This window comes from Pseudomonas sp. 2hn, from assembly GCF_019646095.1.
GTDB lineage: Bacteria > Pseudomonadota > Gammaproteobacteria > Pseudomonadales > Pseudomonadaceae > Aquipseudomonas > Aquipseudomonas peradeniyensis.
Genome location: NZ_CP081016.1, coordinates 1,176,618 through 1,196,450 on the forward strand (window position 1 = coordinate 1,176,618; position 19,833 = coordinate 1,196,450).

Genomic DNA, 19,833 nt, shown 5'->3' on the forward strand with positions numbered 1-19,833 from the left:
CCCACGCCAGTATCAACCTGGCGTGGGAGCGGGCTTGCCCCGCGATTGATTCAAAGCTCGGTATTGCGCGTCTCTTTCAGGCACAACACGGCAATCAGGCTGATCACCGCCGCCACCGACACATACCCTCCCACCCAGCTCAATCCCCCCATGCTCACCAGCTTCTGGGCAAAGAACGGTGCCGCCGAGGCGCCGACGATGCCGCCCAGGTTGTAGGCCGCCGAGGCGCCGGTGTAGCGCACATGGGTTGGGAACAGCTCGGGCAGCAACGCGCCCATCGGCGCGAAGGTCACGCCCATCAGGAACAGCTCGATGGCCAGGAACAGCGCCACGCCGGTGGTCGAACCCGAGGTCAGTAGTGGCTCCATGGTAAAGCCCGAGGCGATCGCCAGCAGACCGCCGACCACCAGCACCGGCTTGCGCCCGTAACGGTCGCTGAGCCAGGCCGACAGCGGCGTGGCCAGGGCCATGAACACCACGGCGAAGCACAGCAGGCCGAGGAAGGTCTCACGACTGTAGCCGAGGGTGGTCACGCCATAGCTGAGCGAGAACACCGTGGAGATGTAGAACAGCGCGTAGCACACCACCATCGCCGCGGCGCCCAGCAGGGTCGGCAGCCAGTAGCGGGCGAACAGGTCGACCACCGGCATCTTTACCCGTTCGTGACGGGCGACCGCCTTGGCGAACACCGGGCTTTCCTCCAGCTTCAGGCGCACATACAGGCCGACCAGCACCAGCGCCGCGCTGAGCAGGAACGGAATGCGCCAGCCCCATTCGCGGAACTGCTCGTCGCTGAGCAGCAGGGCCAGGGTGAGGAACAGGCCGTTGGCGGCGAGAAAGCCGATCGACGGGCCCAGCTGCGGGAACATGCCGAACCAGGCGCGCTTGCCCTGTGGCGCGTTCTCGGTGGCCAGCAGTGCCGCGCCGCCCCATTCACCGCCCAACCCCAGGCCCTGGCCGAAGCGCAGCAGGCAAAGAATGATCGGGGCCCAGACGCCGATGCTGTCATAGCCGGGCAGCACGCCGATCAGCGTGGTGGACACGCCCATCAGCAGCAGCGAGGCGACCAGCGTCGACTTGCGCCCGATGCGGTCGCCGAAGTGGCCGAACAGCGCCGAGCCCAGCGGGCGGGCAAGGAAGGCGATACCGAAGGTGAGGAAGGCCGCGAGCATCTGCGCGGTGCCGGAGCCAGACGGGAAGAACACCGGCCCGATCACCAGCGCGGCGGCAGTGGCGTAGACGTAGAAATCGTAGAACTCGATGGCGGTGCCGATGAAGCTGGCGGTGGCCACCCGGGCCGGCGAATTGACCGGTGTTGCCGAGGCAGGTTCGGCGTAGGTGCTGCTGGTAGTCATGCGAAGGTCCCTGACAGTCATGCTCCATGGGGCACGGCCCATGTGACGGGCACACGGGAGCCGGAGCGTATTGTTGTTGGTCGCGCGACTGACGATAGCCCAGGGGATAGGCGATGAGCGGTTGCTGTTCGGGGTGCTGAAGCAGGACCGCGGGGCGTGTCAGTGGTGCGGACTGGCCGTCGGGCGCCGGGTGCGGGTAGCGGGCGGGACGGCAGGGCTGGGTAAGCGTGACCTGAGTATAGCTAGCGAGTCAGTGTCCAGACCAGTACCTTGCTTGCGCAATTATCCTCGGTTTCGAGGATTTCCAGCCGATATCTGCCAATTTTCAGGCAAACCGCGCTTGCCGGGATGCTTTCCAAGGCCTCGGTAACCAGGCCGTTGAGGGTTTTCGGCCCGCCGTCGCAGGGCAGGTGCCAGCCCAGGGTGCGGTTGATCTCGCGCAGCGAGGCGGTGCCTTCGATGACGAATCGGCCGTCGGGTTGCGGATGAACGTGAGGGTTCTCCAGGCTCTGCTCGTCCTCGAACTCGCCGACGATCTCCTCGAGGATGTCCTCCAGGGTGACGATGCCCAGCACCTCGCCGTACTCGTCCACCACCACGCCCATGCGCCGCTGCTGCTTGTGGAAGTTCAGCAACTGCATCTGCAACGGCGTGCTTTCGGGGACGAAGTAGGGTTCGTAGCAGGCCGCCTGGAGTTTTTCCGGGGTCAGCTCGGCCCGTGGCAGCAAATGGCTGATCAGCTTGGTGTTGAGTACCGCTTCGACCTGGTTGATGTCGTTGTGGTAGACCGGCAGGCGGGTGTGACGGCTGACGATCAACTGCTCGATGATGCGTTCGATGGGGTCGTCGAGGTTGATGCCGTCGACTTCGTTGCGTGGCACCAGGATGTCGTTGACGGTGATCTTGTCCAGCGCCTGCAGACCTTCCAGCAGGCCGTTGCGGGTGTTGTCGACCGGGCCGTCCTCGTCGAAGTCGTCGTCTGCCTGCGGGTGCAGGGCCACCGCAGTGGGCTGCACGCGGAACGGGCGCAGGATCAGCCTGGCGCAGCCATCGAGCAGGCAGCCCAGCGGCTGCAGCAGCGCCAGTGGCCACTTCAGCAGGTTGCCGCCCAGGCTCAGGAAGGCTTGCGGGTCACGGCGGGCCAGGCGGCGCGGCAGGTAGTCGGCGAGCACCAGCAGGGTGAAGGTGGCCCCAAGGCCCGCCAGCCAGAAGCCGTGCTCACCGTCGTAACGCTGGCCGATCAGGCAGGCCAGGCCCAGCACCAGCAGTTTGCCGAGGCTGGCGCCGAGCACCAGGCCCTGGGCGGGGAGGGTGGCATCGCCCTGGCCAGCGGCTTGCTGGCGGGCGCTGTCGACCGCGGTGAACAGCGCCGACCACAGCAGCGCCAGTGCGATGATGCCGAGCAGCGGGGCGTACGGCAGGGTGTCCATGGGCGGCCGTCAGATATGCAGGATGAATTCGCGGACCAGCTTGCTGCCGAAATAGGCCAGCATCAGCAGGCAGAAGCCGGCCAGGGTCCAGCGGATCGCCTTGTGTCCGCGCCAGCCAAGGCGTGTGCGGCCCCACAGCAGCACGCTGAACACGACCCAGGCCACGCAGGCCAGCAGGGTCTTGTGCACCAGGTGCTGGGCAAACAGGTTGTCGAGGAACAGCCAGCCGGAGATCAACGAAAGCGACAGCAACACCCAGCCGGCCCAGAGGAAGCCGAACAGCAGGCTTTCCATGGTCTGCAGCGGCGGGAAGTTGCGGATCAGCCCGGACGGGTGCTTGTGCTTGAGCTGGTGGTCCTGCAACAAAAGCAGCAGGGCCTGGAACACGGCGATGGTGAACAGGCCATAGGCCAGGATCGACAGCAGGATGTGCGCGAGGATGCCGGGCTCTTCGTTGATCAGCGGCACCGTGCCGGGCGGGGCGAACTGGGCCAGCAGCGCGGTCACCGCGCCGAGCGGGAACAGCAGTACCAGCAGGTTCTCCACCGGGATGCTCAGGCAGGCGAGCAGGGTCAGGCCGATCACCGCCACGGCGATCAGGCTGGCGGCGCTGAAGAAGTCCAGGCTCAGGCCCAGGGGCGTGATCAGCTGGAAGAACAGGGCGCCGCCCTGGGCGACCACCGCCAGCGTGCCGAGCAGGCCCAGCAGCCGTTTGTCGGCGCGGGCGCCACGGGCCAGTCCGGTGGCCTGGTAGACGGTCGCGGCCAGATAAAGGAAGGCGGCGAGCAGATTGGGGATGAGGCTGGGTGAAGAGAACATAAGTCCTGGCAGGCAAGCCCTAAAGGGACGGAGTTTGGCATAGATCGCGGTGGGCAAGGAAGACCAGGAAGCCTTGCTCCGGTGCCTGGCGAGCGACTTGTACCCCATATGCCGGCCTCTTCGCGGGTAAACCCGCTCCCACAGGGGCGTGCGCGATCTCTGTGGGAGCGGGTTTACCCGCGAAGAGGCCGGCATGGTCACCGAATATCCAGAGGGGCTGCTCCAAGGTGTGCGCCGCCGCCGCTCTCCGCTATAATCGCCGCCTTGCTCTGCCCGGCGCGTGTACATGTTCACCTGGGCATCTGAAAAACCTCGGCTCCACTGGGCCTGAAAGGATCACCATGTTCGAAAACCTGACCGACCGCCTGTCACAGACGCTGCGCCATGTCACCGGCAAGGCCAAGCTGACCGAAGACAACATCAAGGACACGCTGCGCGAAGTGCGCATGGCCCTGCTCGAGGCCGACGTCGCCCTGCCGGTGGTCAAGGATTTCGTCAACAGCATCAAGGAACGCGCGGTCGGCACCGAAGTGTCGCGCAGCCTGACCCCGGGCCAGGCCTTCGTGAAGATCGTCCAGGCCGAGCTGGAAAGCCTGATGGGCGCGGCCAACGAAGAGCTGACCCTCAACGCCGCGCCACCCGCCGTGGTACTGATGGCCGGCCTGCAGGGCGCCGGTAAGACCACCACCGCCGGCAAGCTGGCGCGTCACCTGAAAGAGCGCAAGAAGAAGAGCGTGATGGTGGTGTCGGCCGACGTCTACCGTCCGGCGGCGATCAAGCAGCTCGAAACCCTGGCCAACGACATCGGCGTGACCTTCTTCCCGTCCGATATCAGCCAGAAGCCAGTGGCCATCGCCGAGGCGGCGATCCGCGAAGCCAAGCTCAAGTTCATCGACGTGGTGATCGTCGACACCGCCGGTCGCCTGCATGTCGATGCCGACATGATGGACGAGATCAAGGCGCTGCACGCCGCGGTCAAGCCGATCGAGACCCTGTTCGTGGTCGACGCCATGACCGGCCAGGACGCCGCCAACACCGCCAAGGCCTTCGGCGATGCCCTGCCGCTGACCGGCGTGGTGCTGACCAAGGTCGACGGCGACGCCCGTGGCGGTGCCGCGCTGTCGGTGCGCGCCATCACCGGCAAACCGATCAAGTTCATCGGCATGGGCGAGAAGACCGAGGCCCTGGAGCCGTTCCACCCGGATCGTATCGCCTCGCGCATTCTCGGCATGGGCGATGTGCTCAGCCTGATCGAGCAGGCCGAGCAGAACATCGACAAGGCCAAGGCCGACAAGCTGGCCAAGAAGCTGAAGAAGGGCAAGGGCTTCGACCTCGAGGACTTCCGCGACCAGCTGCAGCAGATGAAGAACATGGGCGGCCTGGGCGGCCTGATGGACAAGCTGCCGAGCATCGGTGGCGTGAACCTGTCGCAGATGGGCAATGCCCAGGGCGCGGCCGAGAAGCAGTTCAAGCAGATGGAGGCGATCATCAACTCCATGACCCCGGCCGAGCGTCGCGACCCCGACCTGATCAGCGGTTCGCGCAAGCGCCGCATCGCCCTCGGCTCCGGCACCCAGGTGCAGGACATCGGCCGCTTGATCAAGCAGCACAAGCAGATGCAGAAGATGATGAAGAAATTCTCCGCCAAGGGCGGCATGGCCAAGATGATGCGTGGCCTTGGCGGGATGCTGCCGGGTGGCGGCATGCCGAAACTGTAAAAGAATCCGGTGGGCTTCCTTATATGAAGAAGCCCGCCAGACCCCCGCTACGGCGGGATCATGGCCGCCGCGAGGAGGCCCAAACCGGCAGAACTGAGCGGCAGGCCCCGGCATTGCCGAAAAAGGCATTTGCAAATGTCCGTGTATTCCCCGAGAATATGCGGCCTTTTGGGCACCCGTGTGCCCATTGGGCATTCAGTTTTGCAGCACCGACTATAGGAACGATGTTCACATGGTAACCATTCGTCTGGCCCGTGGCGGCTCGAAAAAGCGCCCATTCTACCACCTGACCGTGACCAACTCGCGTAACGCCCGTGACGGCCGTTTCGTTGAGCGCGTTGGCTTCTTCAACCCGATCGCATCGGGCGCCGAAGTCAAGCTGTCGGTCAACCAAGAGCGCGTCACCTACTGGCTGAGCCAGGGCGCACAGCCGTCTGAGCGCGTTGCTCAGCTGCTGAAGGAAGCTGCCAAGGCTGCAGCCTGAGCAGTATGAACGCGACGCCAGAAAAGGCTGATGACCTCATCGTCGTTGGCAAGATTTTTTCGGTTCACGGCGTTCGCGGCGAGGTGAAGGTGTATTCCTTTACCGATCCGATTGAAAACCTGTTGGATTACCCGCGCTGGACGCTCAAGCATGAAGGCAAGGTAAAACAGGTCGAGCTGGTCAGCGGTCGTGGCTCCCAGAAGGGCCTGGTCGTGAAACTCAAAGGCCTCGATGATCGTGATGAAGCCCGTCTTCTGAGCGGTTACGAAATCTGCATCCCGCGGAGCCTTTTGCCCAACCTGGCAGCCGACGAGTACTACTGGTACCAGTTGGTGGGCCTGAAGGTCATCAATCAGGACGAACAACTGTTCGGCAAGATCGATCACCTGTTGGAGACCGGCGCGAACGATGTAATGGTGGTCAAGCCCTGCGCAGGCAGCCTGGATGATCGCGAGCGTCTGTTGCCCTATACCGGGCAATGCGTGCTGGCAATCGACCTGGACGCAGGCGTGATGCGGGTTGAGTGGGACGCGGACTTCTAGACGATGGGTAACCTTCGCGTAGACGTCATCACGTTGTTCCCCGAGATGTTCTCGGCCATCACGGAGTACGGCATTACCAGCCGCGCGGTGAAACAGGGGTTGCTGCAAGTGACCTGCTGGAACCCGCGGGACTACACCACAGATCGCCACCACACCGTGGATGATCGGCCGTTTGGCGGTGGTCCGGGCATGGTGATGAAGATCAAGCCTCTGGAAGACGCCCTGGTTAGCGCCAGGCAGGCAACCGGAGCATCGGCAAAGGTGATCTACCTTTCGCCACAAGGCCGCAAGCTGACCCAGCAGGCGGTCAAAGGCCTGGCCGAACAGGAATCGTTGATCCTGATCGCCGGTCGTTATGAAGGCATCGACGAGCGCTTTATCGAGGCTCATGTCGATGAGGAGTGGTCGATTGGCGACTATGTGCTTTCCGGTGGCGAGCTGCCGGCCATGGTACTGATCGATGCGGTTACACGGCTGCTGCCCGGAGCTTTAGGGCATGTGGACTCGGCGGAGGAAGACTCTTTCACCGACGGTCTGCTGGATTGCCCGCACTACACCCGACCTGAGGTGTATGCGGATCAGCGTGTTCCCGACGTGTTGCTAAGTGGCAACCATGCACATATCCGGCGTTGGCGGATGAAGCAGTCCCTTGGTAGGACCTTCGAACGACGCGCCGATCTTCTGGAAAGTCGCTCGCTTTCTGGAGAAGAGAAGAAGCTGCTCGAGGAATACATCCGCGAGCGGGACGATAGTTAAACGTATCGATGGTGGATCAAGTATCCATCTTAGGAGCACAGCATGACCAACAAGATCATCCAGCAGCTCGAAGCCGAGCAGATGAGCAAAGAGATCCCGACCTTCGCACCAGGCGACACTGTTGTCGTTCAGGTTAAAGTGAAGGAAGGCGACCGCTCGCGTCTGCAGGCGTTCGAAGGCGTCGTTATCGCCAAGCGTAACCGCGGTCTGAACAGCGCCTTCACCGTGCGCAAGATCTCCAGCGGCGTTGGCGTAGAGCGTACCTTCCAGACCTACAGCCCGCAGATCGACAGCCTGGCCGTGAAACGTCGTGGTGACGTGCGTAAAGCCAAGCTGTACTACCTGCGCGACCTGTCCGGCAAAGCCGCTCGCATCAAGGAAAAACTGTCCTGAGTACAGTTTGCCTGGCGGCCTAGGCCGCCTTGCGAGAAAAAAGCAGCCTTCGGGCTGCTTTTTTGCTTTCTGAAACCCGCCCTTGCGATGTGACCCGAAAATGACCACCCGAGACCAGGAAATCCAGCGCCGCACCGAGCTGTCGGTGACCCGCGTGACCAAGGCCGTGTTCCCCAACACCACCAACCACCACAACACCCTGTTCGGCGGCACCGCCCTGGCGTGGATGGACGAAGTGTCGTTCATCGCCGCCACCCGGTTCTGCCGGTTGCCGCTGGTGACCGTGTCCACCGATCGTATCGATTTCAAGCACCCGATCCCGGCCGGTTCGATCGTCGAGCTGGTGGGCACGGTGATCAAGGTCGGCAACACCAGCCTGCAGGTGCAGGTGGATGTGTTCGTCGAGAACATGTACCTCGATGGCCGCGAGCGGGCGATCCATGGCGTGTTCAGCTTCGTCGCCATCGACGAGGACAAGCGCCCGGTGCCGGTGCTGCCGTTGGCCTGATTCCAGGGCCATTCATGGATCAATGCGCCACAGGCTGCTCGGTCAGCTCCGGCTCCACCAGTGCCACCAATGTCCACCCAGGCTGCGGCTTGAGCGGATTGTCCGGGCTGGCCACATGTACCCAGCCTTGCCCGTCCCGGGCGAACAGCAGCGTGGCCCGCGGGCCATGCAGTTGCTGGTAGTCGCTCCAGCCGAAGGCCTCGGTCAGCGTGGTGCTGTACAGCTCGGCACCCTGGTGCAGCAGCTTGGCCAGCTGTCCATAGGTCATCGGGCTTGACCCGAGCAATTGCCCGCGATGCTCCTCGCTGGCCCGGTGCTTGTCGCTGCGCTGTTTTTCCAGGCCGCTGGCCAGCACGAACAACCGGCCTTGGCCGAAGTCATGGCGAAAACGCGCACAGGCCAGGGCATTGAGCTCGCCCGCCGGTGACAGCCCCAGCAGATGGCCCAGGCCGACCAGGTCGAGGTGGGCGTCGGCGTGCTGCGAGGCGGGGTTGCCGAAGTAGGTCGGCAGGTTGTCCATGCGCGCGGCGCGGATGTTCTCCCAGCTCGAGTCGGTCAGCAGCACCCGACAGCCCAGTTGCTGCAGGGCCTTGGCGACTGCCCGCGCAGGCGGGTTGGCGCCGACCACGAGAAACCCGCTCGGCGCAGGTTCCGCTACCTTCAGCAGGCGGGCCAGGGGCCTGGCGGTAGCGCTTTGCAGCACCACGGTGCCGATGATCACGGCGAAGGTCAGCGGCACCAGCAGCAGCGCGCCGTCGTGCCCGGCCTGGTCCAGGCGAATGGCGAAGATCGCCGACACGGCCGCGGCCACGATGCCCCGTGGCGCGATCCAGGCCAGCAATGCCCGCTCCCGCCAGCTCAGCGGCGAGCCCAGGGTCGACAGCAGGACGTTCAGCGGCCGTGCCAGCAACTGGATCACCAGCAGCAGCGCCAGCACCGCCGGCCCCAGGGCCAACAGCGCGTGCAGGTCGAGCCGCGCGGCCAGGAGGATGAACAGGCCGGAGATCAGCAGCACGCTGAGGTTTTCCTTGAAATGCAGGATCTGCCGCACGTCCACGCCGGGCATGTTGGCCAGCCACATGCCCATGACCGTGACTGCCAGCAGGCCCGATTCATGGACGATCTGGTTGGCGGCGATGAAGATGCCCAGCACCGCCGCCAGCGAGGCCAGGTTGTGCAGGTATTCCGGCAGCCACTGCTCGCGCATGACCTGCCCGAGCAGCCAGCCACCGGCAACGCCCAGCGCACTGCCGCAGAAGATCACCCCGGCAAAGGTCGCCAGGCTGTGGCTGAGGCCTTCGCCGGCGGCGCTGGCGATGATGAAGCTGTACACCACCACCGCCAGCAGCGCGCCGATCGGGTCGATGACGATGCCTTCCCAGCGCAGGATGTTGGCGATCGCCGCCTTCGGCCGCACTACCCGCAGCATGGGCACGATCACCGTGGGGCCAGTGACCAGGGTCAAGGTGCCGAACAGGATCGCCAGGGGCCAGTCGAAACCCAGCAGCCAGTGGGTGGCCAGGGCAATCACCAGCCAGGTGCTCAGCGCGCCGACGGTGACCAGGCGATGAACCACGCTGCCGATCTCGCGCCATTGCGACAGGTGCAGGGTCAGGCTGCCTTCGAACAGGATCAGCGCCACCGCCAGCGACACCAGCGGCATCAGCAGCGGGCCGAACAGCGCCTGCGGCTGCAGCCAGCCCAGCACGGGCCCCGCGAGGATGCCGCACAGCAGCAGGAACAGGATCGCCGGCAGCTTCAGGCGCCAGGCCAGCCATTGGCAGAGCAGGGCGGCAGCGCCGATGCCACCGACACTCAAAAGAATCTGTTGTTCGTTCACGCGGGCTCCCTCTGCATGCCGTGTTATGAAAGACTAAGCGTCATTTCGTCGTTTGCCACCGAGTCTTCATGCCTGCACTGGACCACCCCCTGATCGACCAGTTCCTCGATGCCCTCTGGCTGGAGAAGGGGCTGTCCGACAACACCCGCGCTTCGTATCGCAGCGACCTGGCGCTGTTCAATGGCTGGCTGCAGGAGCATGGCGTGGCACTGCCCGATGCCGGGCGTGAGCTGATCCTCGACCACCTGGCCTGGCGTTTCGACCAGGGCTACAAGCCGCGTTCGACCGCGCGCTTTCTTTCCGGGGTGCGCGGGTTCTTCCGTTACCTGCTGCGCGAGCGGCTGGTCGCAGTCGACCCGACGCTGCAGGTGGACATGCCGCAACTGGGCCGGCCCCTGCCCAAGTCGCTGTCGGAGGCCGATGTCGAGGCCCTGCTGCAGGCGCCGGACCTCGGCGAAGCCATCGGCCAGCGCGACCGTGCCATGCTCGAGGTGCTCTATGCCTGCGGCCTGCGGGTGACCGAGCTGGTCAGCCTGACCCTGGACCAGGTCAACCTGCGCCAGGGCGTGCTGCGGGTGATGGGCAAGGGCAGCAAGGAACGCCTGGTGCCGATGGGCGAGGAGGCGGTGGTGTGGATCGAGCGCTACCTGCGCGATGGCCGCGCCGAGCTGCTGGGCGGGCGCCCCAGCGACGTGCTGTTCCCCAGCCAGCGCGGCGAGCAGATGACCCGCCAGACCTTCTGGCACCGCATCAAGCACCAGGCGCGGGTGGCCGGCATCGACAAGCCGCTGTCGCCGCACACGCTGCGCCACGCCTTTGCCACCCACCTGCTCAACCATGGCGCCGACCTGCGCGTGGTGCAGATGCTGCTGGGCCACAGCGACCTGTCCACCACGCAGATCTACACCCATGTGGCCAAGGCGCGGCTGCAGGAACTACACGCTTTGCATCACCCTCGAGGTTGACGCTCGGGCGATCATCCAGCAAATATCGACACCTCAAACGCTCGATATGGAAATCAAGCATGACCAGGTTCAAGTGGCCTGCAGCCGTGCCGTTGCCGGTCAGTAATGTCTGACGCCCTGTGGGCCGCCCGCGAGGGCGATGCGCTGATGCACACTTCGATGATGGCCGACATCGTCAGCGGTGTGCTGGAAGTGGCCGCCAACGTCGCCATCGGTATGCTGGCCACCGCGGCGGTAACCGCGGCGTTGGGCCTGACCGTGGCCACTGGCGGCCTCGGCTGCTTCGTGCTCGGAGCGGTGGTGGGCATCGTGGTCGGCGTGGTCATGAGCAAGACCGGGGCCGACAAGGGCTTGAGCCGTTTATGCGAGGGCATCGGCAACTTCCTGTTCCCGCCCTCGGTGCAAGCCAACATCCTCACCGGCTCGAAGAATACCCGCACCAATGGCAAACCGGCCGCCCGCGCTGCCGGCGTCATCGTTGCCGCCGCTGCGCCCGCCGGCAGCGACGCGGCTCAGCCGCCGGCCGAGGAGGAGGAAGAGAGCTTCCTCGACATGGCCAAGGGCTTTTTCTCGCAGATGTGGCGGCCTACGGTCGCCAGCCCGGCGCCGAACACCGAGCCTGCCGACGACGACAAGATCCTCTGCAGCAAGCATCCGCCGATGCCGCCGCAGTACCTGGCAGAAGGCTCGAGCAAGGTCACCATCAACGGTCACCCGGCCTGTCGCAGCGGCGATCGCAGCACCTGCGAGGCGGTGATCGTCGACGCCGGGCTGGTCTCCGATAATGTGCGCATCGGCGGCGACTCGATCGTGGTCCGCGAGATTCGCAGCGGCAAGACCCCGGGCATCGGCTTGGCGATTACCGCCTTGATGATGCTGCGCGGGCGCGGCGGCAAGTTCTACAGCAAATTCGGCTGCATGGTGATTGGCGGCATCGGCAGCGCCGTCACCAGCCAGGTGACCGGGGCGATCACCAGCGCCATCGCCGGCTCGCCCAACCCGGTCCACAGCGCCACTGGCGCCAAACTGTTGAGCGGCGAAGCCGAGCTTGATTTCAGCCTTCCGGGCTTGATCCCGTTGGACTGGCAGCGCTACTACAATAGCCGGGATGAACGCCGCGACGGCTTGTTCGGTGCTGGCTGGAGCGTCGATTACGAAGTCTTCGTCGCTATCGAAGCGCATCCTGAAGGCGGCGAGCGCCTGCTGTTCACCGACGAGCAGGCACGGGTCGTCGACATGGGCCATATCCCTCGTGGTGATGCCGTGTTTAGCGCCGGCGAAGGCCTCAGCGTCCGTCGCGCGCACAATGGCGAGCTGCTGATCGAAAGCGTCGACGGTCTCTATCGCCTGTTCCAACCCACCCCGAACAATCCGCAGCGCCTGCGCCTGACGCAACTGGGTGACCGCAACGACAACCGCATCTACCTGGACTACGACAGCAACGGCCGCTTGCTCAGGCTGCGCGATACCTTCGATGTGGTCCAGGTGCAGGTGGTTTACAGCAGCCAATGGCCAGCCCGGGTCAGCCATATCGAGCGATGGTACAGCGACGAGTCGAACGAGCTGCTGGTCAGCTATGCCTATGACAGCAATGGCGACTTGGCCGAAGTCCGCGACGCCAGCGGCCAGGTGCAACGGCGCTTCGTCTATGACCAGGGCCGGCGCATGGTCGAACACCAACTGCCCAGCGGCCTGCGCTGTTTCTATGAGTGGACTCGTGCTGCAGACGACTGGCGCGTGGTCCGACACTGGACCGACGACGGCGACGAATACCACTTCGACTACGATATCGAGGCTGGCATCACCCGGGTCACCGACGGTTTGCAGCGGGTCAGCACACGCTATTGGAACCCGCAGTACCAGATCACCCAGTACACCGATGCTCTCGGCCACACCTGGCGTTTCGAGTGGAACGACGAACGCCAGCTGCTGGGCGCTACCGACCCGCAAGGCGGGCAATGGCAGTACCTGTACGATGAGTCCGGTAACCTCTGCGAAAGCATCGACCCACTGGGTCGCAGCGAGGCGACCCAATGGCTGGAACACTGGTCGCTGCCCCGGGTACAGACCGACAAGGCCGGCAGGCGTTGGCGCTATCGCTACGACCAGCGCGGCAACTGCAGCAGCGAAACCGACCCGCTGGGTCACACCACCCGCTACCGCTATGACCAACGCGGCCAGGTGGTGGAGATCATCGATGCGGCGGGCAAGCACAAGCACCTGCGCTGGAACGAATTGGGCCTGCTGATTGAGCAGGTCGATTGTTCGGGGTATCCGACCCGCTTCAGCTATGACCGGCGCGGGCATCTGCAGGCGGTCACCGATGCCCTCGGCGAACGTACCGAGTACCAGTACGATGCCCAGGGCCGATTGCTCGGCTCGCAATTGCCCGATGGGCGCAGTGAGCACTATCAGCTCGATCGCAACGGCCAGCTCAACAGCTATACCGACCCCGCCGGGCACTCTACCCAATACCGCTATAACCGGCGTGGCCAGGTGCAGCAGCGTATCGATCCGCATGGTCGGCGGGTGCAGTTCAGTTACGACGCCTACGGGCGGCTGCTGGCGCTGACCAATGAAAATAGCGAAAGCTACAGGTTCAGCTGGGACCTGGCTGATCGCCTGACTGAACAGCAGGATCTGGACGGCAGCGCCAGCCGCTATCACTACGACCGGCTGGATAACCTCAGTTGCGTTGAGTACCTCCCCGCCCCCCAAGGCGATGCTGAAGCGATCATTCATCAATTGCACCGGGATGCCGTCGGGCGCTTGATCAAAAAGCGCACCGACGATGGTGAAACCCAGTACAGCTACGATCCCCTTGATCAACTGACGGCAATCAGCTTCACCGACAAGGCAGGCAACAGCGAGCAACTGGATTTCGCTTACGATGCCCTCGGCCAATTGCTGGAAGAGCACAGCGCCAATGGTGTGCTGCAACATCACTACGACGAACTCGGCAACCTGATCCAGACCCAGCTGCCCGACGGCCGCTGGCTCAACCGCCTGTACTACGGCAGCGGCCATCTGCACCAGCTCAACCTCGACGGCAAGGTGATCAGCGATTTCGAACGCGACCGCCTGCACCGTGAAGTGCTGCGCACCCAGGGCCGGGTCAGCACCCGCAGCGAGTACGACCGCAGCGGTCGTTTGCGCTCACGCCTGCGCCGCCCCAACCACCAGCCGCCGCAACTGCCGGCTACGGTACAGCAACGCTTCGATTTCGACTCGGCAGACAACCTGATCGGCCGTTTCAACCAGCAGCCCGGCAGCCAGCACCAGCAATTGCTGCACTACGATGCCAGCGGCCGGATCATGGCCAGCCAGGACGCTGGCCAGGGCCAGAGCGAAACCTTCGCCTACGACGCTGCTGCCAACCTGCTCGACGGCCCCCAGGCCGGCATCGGCCTGGTACGCCATAACCGCTTGCTCACCTACCAGGACAAACGCTACCGCTACGACGGCTTCGGCCGCCTGATCGAGAAACGCAGCAGTCGGCGTGGCATCCAGCACTTCAGCTACGACGCCGAGCACCGCCTGATCCAGGTGCGCAGCCAGCACGGTGGGCGCGAACGGATACTGAACATGCGCTACGACCCGCTCGGGCGGCGTGTCGAGAAAAGCGAATACAACGATCAGGGCAATCTGCTCGACCAGACCCGTTTCGCCTGGGATGGCCTGCGCTTGTTGCAGGAGCATCGCTACAGCCAGACCAGCCTTTACCTGTATGTCGAAGACAGCCACGAACCCTTGGCTCGGGTTGACGGTATGGGGCAGCACCAGCAGGTGCGTTACTACCATAACGATCTCAATGGCCTGCCCGAACAGCTGACGGATGACAGTGGCGAGGCGGTCTGGCAGGCGCGCTATCAGGTCTGGGGCAATACCCTGCAGGAGGTGCGTGAGGCGCATTTCATCGAAGGGCAGCACCTCAGGTTTCAGGGTCAGTACCTGGACCGTGAGACGGGTCTGCACTACAACACGTTTCGGTTTTATGATCCGGATGTCGGGCGGTTCACGCAGCCGGATCCGATAGGGTTGCTGGGTGGCACGAATCTTTATCAGTATGCGCCGAATCCGAACGGGTGGGTTGATCCGCTTGGATTATCTCCTGTTAGTCCTAAAACGATTTTATTCTCACAAGACAGTATTAATGGTGTGTTTGAGGATGGAAGAAGTGTTAATGGATTGACACATAGACTTATAAATGATCCCTTGTATATAAATGAACTTGAGCCAATCAGAAAAGTCAGGATGCGGGATTTACCTGCCAATGTTCAAGAGCGCTTATTGTCTCAAGGAGCACATAAAGATTCAGTGTTTAGCTTGGATAATAGAAGGCTGTACGCAGCGAAAGAAGCTGGTGTATCCAAAATCCCATCCAGATGGGCAACTTCAGAGGAATTGTCTAAAATAAATCTTGATCGAAGGTTTTCAACTGGTGATGGTGGTAAATCGATAAGGACAAGAGGTTGTGGCTAATATGAATGTTAAGGCAATAGAAACAAAATATGGTCTGATTTATGGGCGAGATGCTTTGGTTATTTCAGGGACTGAATTAATACTCTATCCTTTTAAGTTTGTCATTAAAGCATCGTTGTCTTTGCGTTCCTGCAAGCCAATGATTACAGATGCACCTGATGTTAATGTTGAGTTTTTGTTTAGTGATATTAAAAGTATGTCTGTGTATAAAATGGATGATTATCCATATGAAAAACACTCTCTGTCGAGCTTTGATTTGATAGATAACATAGATGGAGATGGGCTCCAGCATATAGTTCTTAGCACTTATGATCATGTTTTCGATGTGGTTGGAAAATATGATATTAAATATTTTTAGATGAATTTTTAATAAGCCGGGAAAGAGATTCTGATTCTCCAGGTTTATTATTTAATCTCCGTTCAACTAAACACGGCCTATGGTGAGCGGGATTCCTGTAGCTGCACTGCGACCTGAACAGCGCCCCGCTGGAGTGCACCAACGAGCAGGGCCAGCTGCGCTGGTCCGGCGACTAAGCTCCGTTCGGCGAGGTCACCAACCGGGTTATCAACAGCATGCCGATGCTGAAAAATCGATCCAAGATGTTTCGAGTGTTGTTCGCGATGTCATGAGGCAGAATAGAGGTGTGTTGGTCGGTAAGGGTACTGTTGGTAAGTACCAGATCAGTGGTACTTCCGGGGGCGTAGAGTATGTGGTTGGGCTTAATAGCGGCAGAGTAGGACAATTATATCCAAGATGAAGAATAGAATTATTATTGAAACCTATGTGAAGACGGGTGAACGGTTTTCCGACTTCTTCGAATATCAAGGCAGGTTCAATGGCCAGGCGTCTATCGAAGGGGCTCTGGTTCTTACCATTGATGGTACACCGCTTATTGATAAAAGCATGTTTGATTACGTCGACGACCTGTGGAGCTATTTGTCAGAAGGATTGCTACAGATCAGTGAAGGCAAATCGTTTAGATGTTATTTTCCTGACCAGCCCATCGAAGTCAATTTGACCCCCAGCAACGGTCGTCTGCAGGTGAGCGTCACCTGCCATAGTGAGGTTTCTGTTGCAGTTGATAAAGATGAATTTGTCAGGGTCATGAGCGAGCACGCACGCAAATTTTTCACCCGGTTGAAGGGGATAGAGCCTGACGCCAAAGGTAATTGCGACTACGTACTGGGAAACCTGAACAAAATTCGTCGGTAACATCATGAATTGGCGAATCAACTGCGCGCTATTCTACGCCGCGTACAATTGACCTGAGCGCTGCACAAAAGTCGAACCAAAGCGGGCTCGGCGGATAGCCTGTGGAGGTTGGATATATGAGAAAGACAGTGGAGGTCGCAGTGCATTGGTTTAGGTGGTTTAGTTGTTCCCGCTGTAACGACTGGGTGAGCATCCGCTGACGAAGGTAAAAAATGAATATAGTTCAACGCCTGGCTTTAAACCACCCGTTGGCTTTTTTGCAGATGCCGGCTGGCTGGGCAGTGGTCAAGAATAACTTCATTGACGCTGATCCCAATATCCTTGATAGGATCGATAATCCGCTTGAGCAAATGATGGTTCGCGCGAATTTTTTCGACGCCGATATTTTTTATGCGTTCAGCGAATGCGTTACGGGTGAGCGTAGTCAGATCAAAGCAACCATTGATGTCTGGTGTCGTCCATCTGGCAGGGACGTATCGCTTGTCAGCTATGAACTCACTTTTTCCTTGTACAAGAACAAGTCGAAAAACAGTTACTTCAGTACGCAGCAATTAGCTCAGGACAGGCATGGCGCGATAAGGCTCATCAATCACTGGATGAGTTCATTTTCACTAAAGTTTGTCTATGCGCTTGACAGCGATCTCGTAAGCTGCTTTTCGGTTGATTCAAGTAAAGGTTAAAGGTTTTCGAAATGCTGGACATCTCCTATCTGTCGGACACGCTAGGCGACAAGCCCTACCTTCAACTGAGTGACGCTGAGGTGAAGCGTGTGCAGGGCGCATTTATTGAGTTGCGTGAAAAGACGGGGCTTTATATCGATCCTTATGGGCGATCCAGGATTTATCCCAGGCAGCAGAAGATGTTGATTGCGCTGCTGTTGCAGGACATTGATCGCGATGTGCTTGCTTTGGTTGATTTTCTGAAAGTTTCCAGTGATGCAGATGAGGTCTTGCTGGTAGACGGTGATTGATAGCCGAGGTAACCGCCGCCCCCTGGCGCACGCAGCCTTGCGCTCCCGATCGAGCACGCCTCGACCGCCGCCGCTTCTGTGGTAGGCTTGGACGGTTTGCACCGAGGGCCGCAATGACACCCCGTTTTCAGTACGGGCGTGCTGCATCCGGCCCCGTCCGCCTTCAGGAGTACCCCATGCGCGTGACCCAGATTTTCGCCGCCGCCGCCCTGGCGTTGGCCAGTACCTTTGCCGTCGCCGCGGCCACCGATGCCAATGCCGGTGCCGAGCAGGCGATCCGCAAGTCCTTGCAGAACCTCGAGCTGGAAGTGCCTGTCGAGAGCGTCAGCAGCAGCCCGCTCAATGGCCTGTACGAAGTCAAGCTGCAGGGCGGTCGCGTGCTGTACGCCAGCGCCGACGGCCAGTTCGTCATGCAGGGCTACCTGTTCCAGATCCAGGACGGCAAGCCGGTCAACCTCACCGAGAAGACCGAGCGCCAGGGCATTGCCAAGCTGATCAACGGCATTCCGGTCGGCGAGATGGTGGTCTACCCGGCCAAGGGTGAAACCAAGTCGCACATCACCGTGTTCACCGACACCACCTGCCCGTACTGCCACAAGCTGCACGCCGAAGTGCCGGAACTCAACCGCCGTGGTATCGAAGTGCGCTACGTCGCCTTCCCGCGCCAGGGCCTGGGTTCGCCGGGTGACGAGCAGCTGCAGGCGGTATGGTGCTCCAGCGATCGCCGCGCGGCGCTGGACAAGATGGTCGACGGCAAGGAGATCAAGGCCGCCAAGTGTGCCAACCCGGTCAGCAAGCAATTCCAGCTGGGCCAATCGATTGGTGTAAATGGCACGCCGGCGATCGTTCTACAGAATGGCCAGGTGATTCCGGGTTACCAGCCGGCGCCGCAAGTGGCCAAGCTGGCCCTGGCCGAGAGCAAGTAATCAATTCAGACGCCGTCGTCATGGGGTGACGGCATGTTTCACGGTCGGCGCAGGTGCCGGCCGTTCTATGGGGAGTTCACAGTGAAACCGGTCAAAGTAGGCATCTGTGGGTTGGGGACCGTCGGTGGCGGAACCTTCAATGTACTTCAGCGCAACGCCGAGGAGATCGCCCGCCGTGCCGGGCGCGGTATTGAAGTGGCACAGATTGCCATGCGCTCGCAGAACCCGAACTGCCAGATTACCGGTACCCCCATTACCGCTGATGTGTTCGAAGTCGCGAGCAACCCCGAGATCGATATCGTCATCGAGCTGATCGGCGGCTACACCATCGCCCGCGACCTGGTGCTCAAGGCCATCGAGAACGGCAAGCACGTGGTCACCGCCAACAAGGCGCTGATTGCCGTGCACGGCAACGAGATCTTCGCCAAGGCCCGCGAGAAGGGCGTCATCGTCGCCTTCGAAGCCGCCGTGGCCGGTGGCATTCCGGTGATCAAGGCGATCCGCGAGGGCCTGTCGGCCAACCGCATCAACTGGCTGGCCGGCATCATCAACGGCACCGGCAACTTCATCCTCACCGAGATGCGCGACAAGGGCCGCGCCTTCCCCGACGTGCTGGCCGAAGCCCAGGCGCTGGGTTATGCCGAGGCCGACCCGACCTTCGACGTCGAAGGCATCGACGCCGCGCACAAGCTGACCATCCTGGCGTCCATCGCCTTCGGTATCCCGCTGCAGTTCGACAAGGCCTACACCGAGGGCATCACCCAGCTGACCACCGCCGACGTCAACTACGCCGAGGCCCTGGGCTACCGTATCAAGCACCTGGGCGTGGCCCGTCGCACCGCCGACGGCATCGAGCTGCGCGTGCACCCGACGCTGATCCCCAACGATCGCCTGATCGCCAACGTCAACGGCGTAATGAACGCGGTGATGGTCAACGGCGACGCCGCCGGTTCCACCCTGTACTACGGCGCCGGTGCCGGCATGGAGCCGACCGCGTCGTCGGTGGTCGCCGACCTGGTCGACGTGGTTCGTGCAATGACTTCCGATCCGGAGAACCGCGTGCCGCACCTGGCCTTCCAGCCGGACGCGCTGTCGGCCCACCCGATCCTGCCGATCGAAGCCTGCGAAAGCGCCTACTATCTGCGTATCCAGGCCAAGGACCACCCGGGCGTGCTGGCCCAGGTCGCCAGCATCCTCTCGGAGCGCGGCATCAACATCGAGTCGATCATGCAGAAGGAAGCCGAGGAACAGGACGGCCTGGTACCGATGATCCTGCTGACCCACCGTGTGGTCGAGCAACGCATCGACGACGCCATCGTCGCCCTGGAAGCGCTTCAGGACGTGATCGGCAAGGTCGTGCGCATCCGCGTCGAACAGCTCAATTAATTCCGGCGGCGGGCCGCGACGGCGGCCCGCGCCCAGCATCGAAGGT

At 61.8% G+C, this 19,833-nt stretch carries 18 protein-coding genes; 14 read left to right on the forward strand and 4 right to left on the reverse strand.

Going from position 1 to position 19,833, the window contains the following annotated elements:
• Positions 1-50: 50 nt before the first annotated feature.
• The 3 genes from K2O50_RS05470 to K2O50_RS05480 all read right to left on the reverse strand — a co-directional run bounded on the left by K2O50_RS05470 (position 51) and on the right by K2O50_RS05480 (position 3,604).
• Complete coding sequence (locus K2O50_RS05470) at positions 51-1,355, reverse strand: MFS transporter (protein ID WP_050704196.1); 1,305 nt, start codon at positions 1,353-1,355, stop codon at positions 51-53.
• Positions 1,356-1,597: 242 nt separating this feature from the next.
• Positions 1,598-2,785: a transporter associated domain-containing protein gene (locus tag K2O50_RS05475; protein WP_050704197.1), complete on the reverse strand. Its 1,188-nt coding sequence runs from the start codon at positions 2,783-2,785 to the stop codon at positions 1,598-1,600.
• A 9-nt stretch (positions 2,786-2,794) separates the two neighbouring features.
• Positions 2,795-3,604: an inner membrane protein YpjD gene (locus K2O50_RS05480; RefSeq protein WP_050704198.1), complete on the reverse strand. Its 810-nt coding sequence runs from the start codon at positions 3,602-3,604 to the stop codon at positions 2,795-2,797.
• Positions 3,605-3,945: 341 nt separating this feature from the next.
• On the opposite strand from K2O50_RS05480, the gene ffh reads away from it, so the two are divergent.
• From ffh to K2O50_RS05510, 6 genes are all read left to right on the forward strand, one after another.
• The gene (gene ffh, locus K2O50_RS05485; protein ID WP_050704199.1) at positions 3,946-5,322 is read left to right on the forward strand and encodes a signal recognition particle protein; all 1,377 of its coding nucleotides are present in this window, start codon (positions 3,946-3,948) and stop codon (positions 5,320-5,322) included.
• Between the two features lie 232 nt (positions 5,323-5,554).
• The gene (rpsP, locus tag K2O50_RS05490; RefSeq protein ID WP_011535318.1) at positions 5,555-5,806 is read left to right on the forward strand and encodes a 30S ribosomal protein S16; all 252 of its coding nucleotides are present in this window, start codon (positions 5,555-5,557) and stop codon (positions 5,804-5,806) included.
• 5 nt (positions 5,807-5,811) lie between these two features.
• Complete coding sequence (rimM, locus tag K2O50_RS05495; protein WP_050704200.1) at positions 5,812-6,348, forward strand: ribosome maturation factor RimM; 537 nt, start codon at positions 5,812-5,814, stop codon at positions 6,346-6,348.
• Positions 6,349-6,351: 3 nt separating this feature from the next.
• The gene (gene trmD, locus K2O50_RS05500; RefSeq protein WP_028691588.1) at positions 6,352-7,104 is read left to right on the forward strand and encodes a tRNA (guanosine(37)-N1)-methyltransferase TrmD; all 753 of its coding nucleotides are present in this window, start codon (positions 6,352-6,354) and stop codon (positions 7,102-7,104) included.
• Positions 7,105-7,146: 42 nt separating this feature from the next.
• Positions 7,147-7,497, forward strand: a complete 351-nt coding sequence (gene rplS / locus K2O50_RS05505) for a 50S ribosomal protein L19 (protein WP_011535315.1) — start codon at positions 7,147-7,149, stop codon at positions 7,495-7,497.
• A gap of 100 nt (positions 7,498-7,597) precedes the next feature.
• Entirely contained in the window at positions 7,598-8,005 is a 408-nt protein-coding gene (locus K2O50_RS05510) for an acyl-CoA thioesterase (protein WP_023629813.1), read from the forward strand.
• A gap of 19 nt (positions 8,006-8,024) precedes the next feature.
• Here the strand turns inward: K2O50_RS05510 and K2O50_RS05515 are convergent, their stop codons facing one another.
• Positions 8,025-9,845 (reverse strand): sodium:proton antiporter, encoded by a 1,821-nt coding sequence (locus K2O50_RS05515; RefSeq protein WP_050704201.1) that lies wholly within the window; start codon positions 9,843-9,845, stop codon positions 8,025-8,027.
• 68 nt (positions 9,846-9,913) lie between these two features.
• On the opposite strand from K2O50_RS05515, the gene xerD reads away from it, so the two are divergent.
• The 8 genes from xerD to K2O50_RS05555 all read left to right on the forward strand — a co-directional run bounded on the left by xerD (position 9,914) and on the right by K2O50_RS05555 (position 19,787).
• Entirely contained in the window at positions 9,914-10,810 is an 897-nt protein-coding gene (gene xerD / locus K2O50_RS05520) for a site-specific tyrosine recombinase XerD (RefSeq protein ID WP_050704202.1), read from the forward strand.
• Between the two features lie 105 nt (positions 10,811-10,915).
• Positions 10,916-15,292: an RHS repeat-associated core domain-containing protein gene (locus K2O50_RS05525; protein WP_259470168.1), complete on the forward strand. Its 4,377-nt coding sequence runs from the start codon at positions 10,916-10,918 to the stop codon at positions 15,290-15,292.
• Positions 15,285-15,650, forward strand: a complete 366-nt coding sequence (locus tag K2O50_RS05530) for a hypothetical protein (protein WP_218188884.1) — start codon at positions 15,285-15,287, stop codon at positions 15,648-15,650. Before K2O50_RS05525 ends, K2O50_RS05530 begins: the two co-directional genes overlap by 8 nt.
• Positions 15,651-16,046: 396 nt before the next feature.
• A complete protein-coding gene (locus tag K2O50_RS05535) occupies positions 16,047-16,505 on the forward strand; it encodes a hypothetical protein (RefSeq protein ID WP_050704203.1) in 459 nt (152 codons plus the stop codon).
• A 212-nt stretch (positions 16,506-16,717) separates the two neighbouring features.
• Positions 16,718-17,185: a hypothetical protein gene (locus tag K2O50_RS05540; protein ID WP_050704204.1), complete on the forward strand. Its 468-nt coding sequence runs from the start codon at positions 16,718-16,720 to the stop codon at positions 17,183-17,185.
• Between the two features lie 11 nt (positions 17,186-17,196).
• The gene (locus tag K2O50_RS05545; RefSeq protein ID WP_050704205.1) at positions 17,197-17,475 is read left to right on the forward strand and encodes a hypothetical protein; all 279 of its coding nucleotides are present in this window, start codon (positions 17,197-17,199) and stop codon (positions 17,473-17,475) included.
• 176 nt (positions 17,476-17,651) lie between these two features.
• On the forward strand, positions 17,652-18,401 hold the full coding sequence (locus K2O50_RS05550) for a thioredoxin fold domain-containing protein (protein WP_028691584.1): 750 nt from the start codon (positions 17,652-17,654) through the stop codon (positions 18,399-18,401).
• Positions 18,402-18,482: 81 nt separating this feature from the next.
• On the forward strand, positions 18,483-19,787 hold the full coding sequence (locus tag K2O50_RS05555; RefSeq protein WP_050704206.1) for a homoserine dehydrogenase: 1,305 nt from the start codon (positions 18,483-18,485) through the stop codon (positions 19,785-19,787).
• The last annotated feature ends 46 nt before the right edge of the window (positions 19,788-19,833 follow it).

Coding starts and splice junctions, on each gene's coding strand:
- K2O50_RS05535 (WP_050704203.1), top strand. CDS start 16,047: ATGAAGAATAGAATTATTATTGAAACCTATGTGAAGACGGGTGAACGG.
- K2O50_RS05545 (WP_050704205.1), top strand. CDS start 17,197: ATGCTGGACATCTCCTATCTGTCGGACACGCTAGGCGACAAGCCCTAC.
- xerD (WP_050704202.1), top strand. CDS start 9,914: ATGCCTGCACTGGACCACCCCCTGATCGACCAGTTCCTCGATGCCCTC.
- K2O50_RS05475 (WP_050704197.1), bottom strand. CDS start 2,785: ATGGACACCCTGCCGTACGCCCCGCTGCTCGGCATCATCGCACTGGCG.
- trmD (WP_028691588.1), top strand. CDS start 6,352: ATGGGTAACCTTCGCGTAGACGTCATCACGTTGTTCCCCGAGATGTTC.
- K2O50_RS05470 (WP_050704196.1), bottom strand. CDS start 1,355: ATGACTACCAGCAGCACCTACGCCGAACCTGCCTCGGCAACACCGGTC.
- ffh (WP_050704199.1), top strand. CDS start 3,946: ATGTTCGAAAACCTGACCGACCGCCTGTCACAGACGCTGCGCCATGTC.
- K2O50_RS05510 (WP_023629813.1), top strand. CDS start 7,598: ATGACCACCCGAGACCAGGAAATCCAGCGCCGCACCGAGCTGTCGGTG.
- K2O50_RS05480 (WP_050704198.1), bottom strand. CDS start 3,604: ATGTTCTCTTCACCCAGCCTCATCCCCAATCTGCTCGCCGCCTTCCTT.
- K2O50_RS05550 (WP_028691584.1), top strand. CDS start 17,652: ATGCGCGTGACCCAGATTTTCGCCGCCGCCGCCCTGGCGTTGGCCAGT.
- rplS (WP_011535315.1), top strand. CDS start 7,147: ATGACCAACAAGATCATCCAGCAGCTCGAAGCCGAGCAGATGAGCAAA.
- rimM (WP_050704200.1), top strand. CDS start 5,812: ATGAACGCGACGCCAGAAAAGGCTGATGACCTCATCGTCGTTGGCAAG.
- K2O50_RS05540 (WP_050704204.1), top strand. CDS start 16,718: ATGAATATAGTTCAACGCCTGGCTTTAAACCACCCGTTGGCTTTTTTG.
- rpsP (WP_011535318.1), top strand. CDS start 5,555: ATGGTAACCATTCGTCTGGCCCGTGGCGGCTCGAAAAAGCGCCCATTC.
- K2O50_RS05525 (WP_259470168.1), top strand. CDS start 10,916: ATGTCTGACGCCCTGTGGGCCGCCCGCGAGGGCGATGCGCTGATGCAC.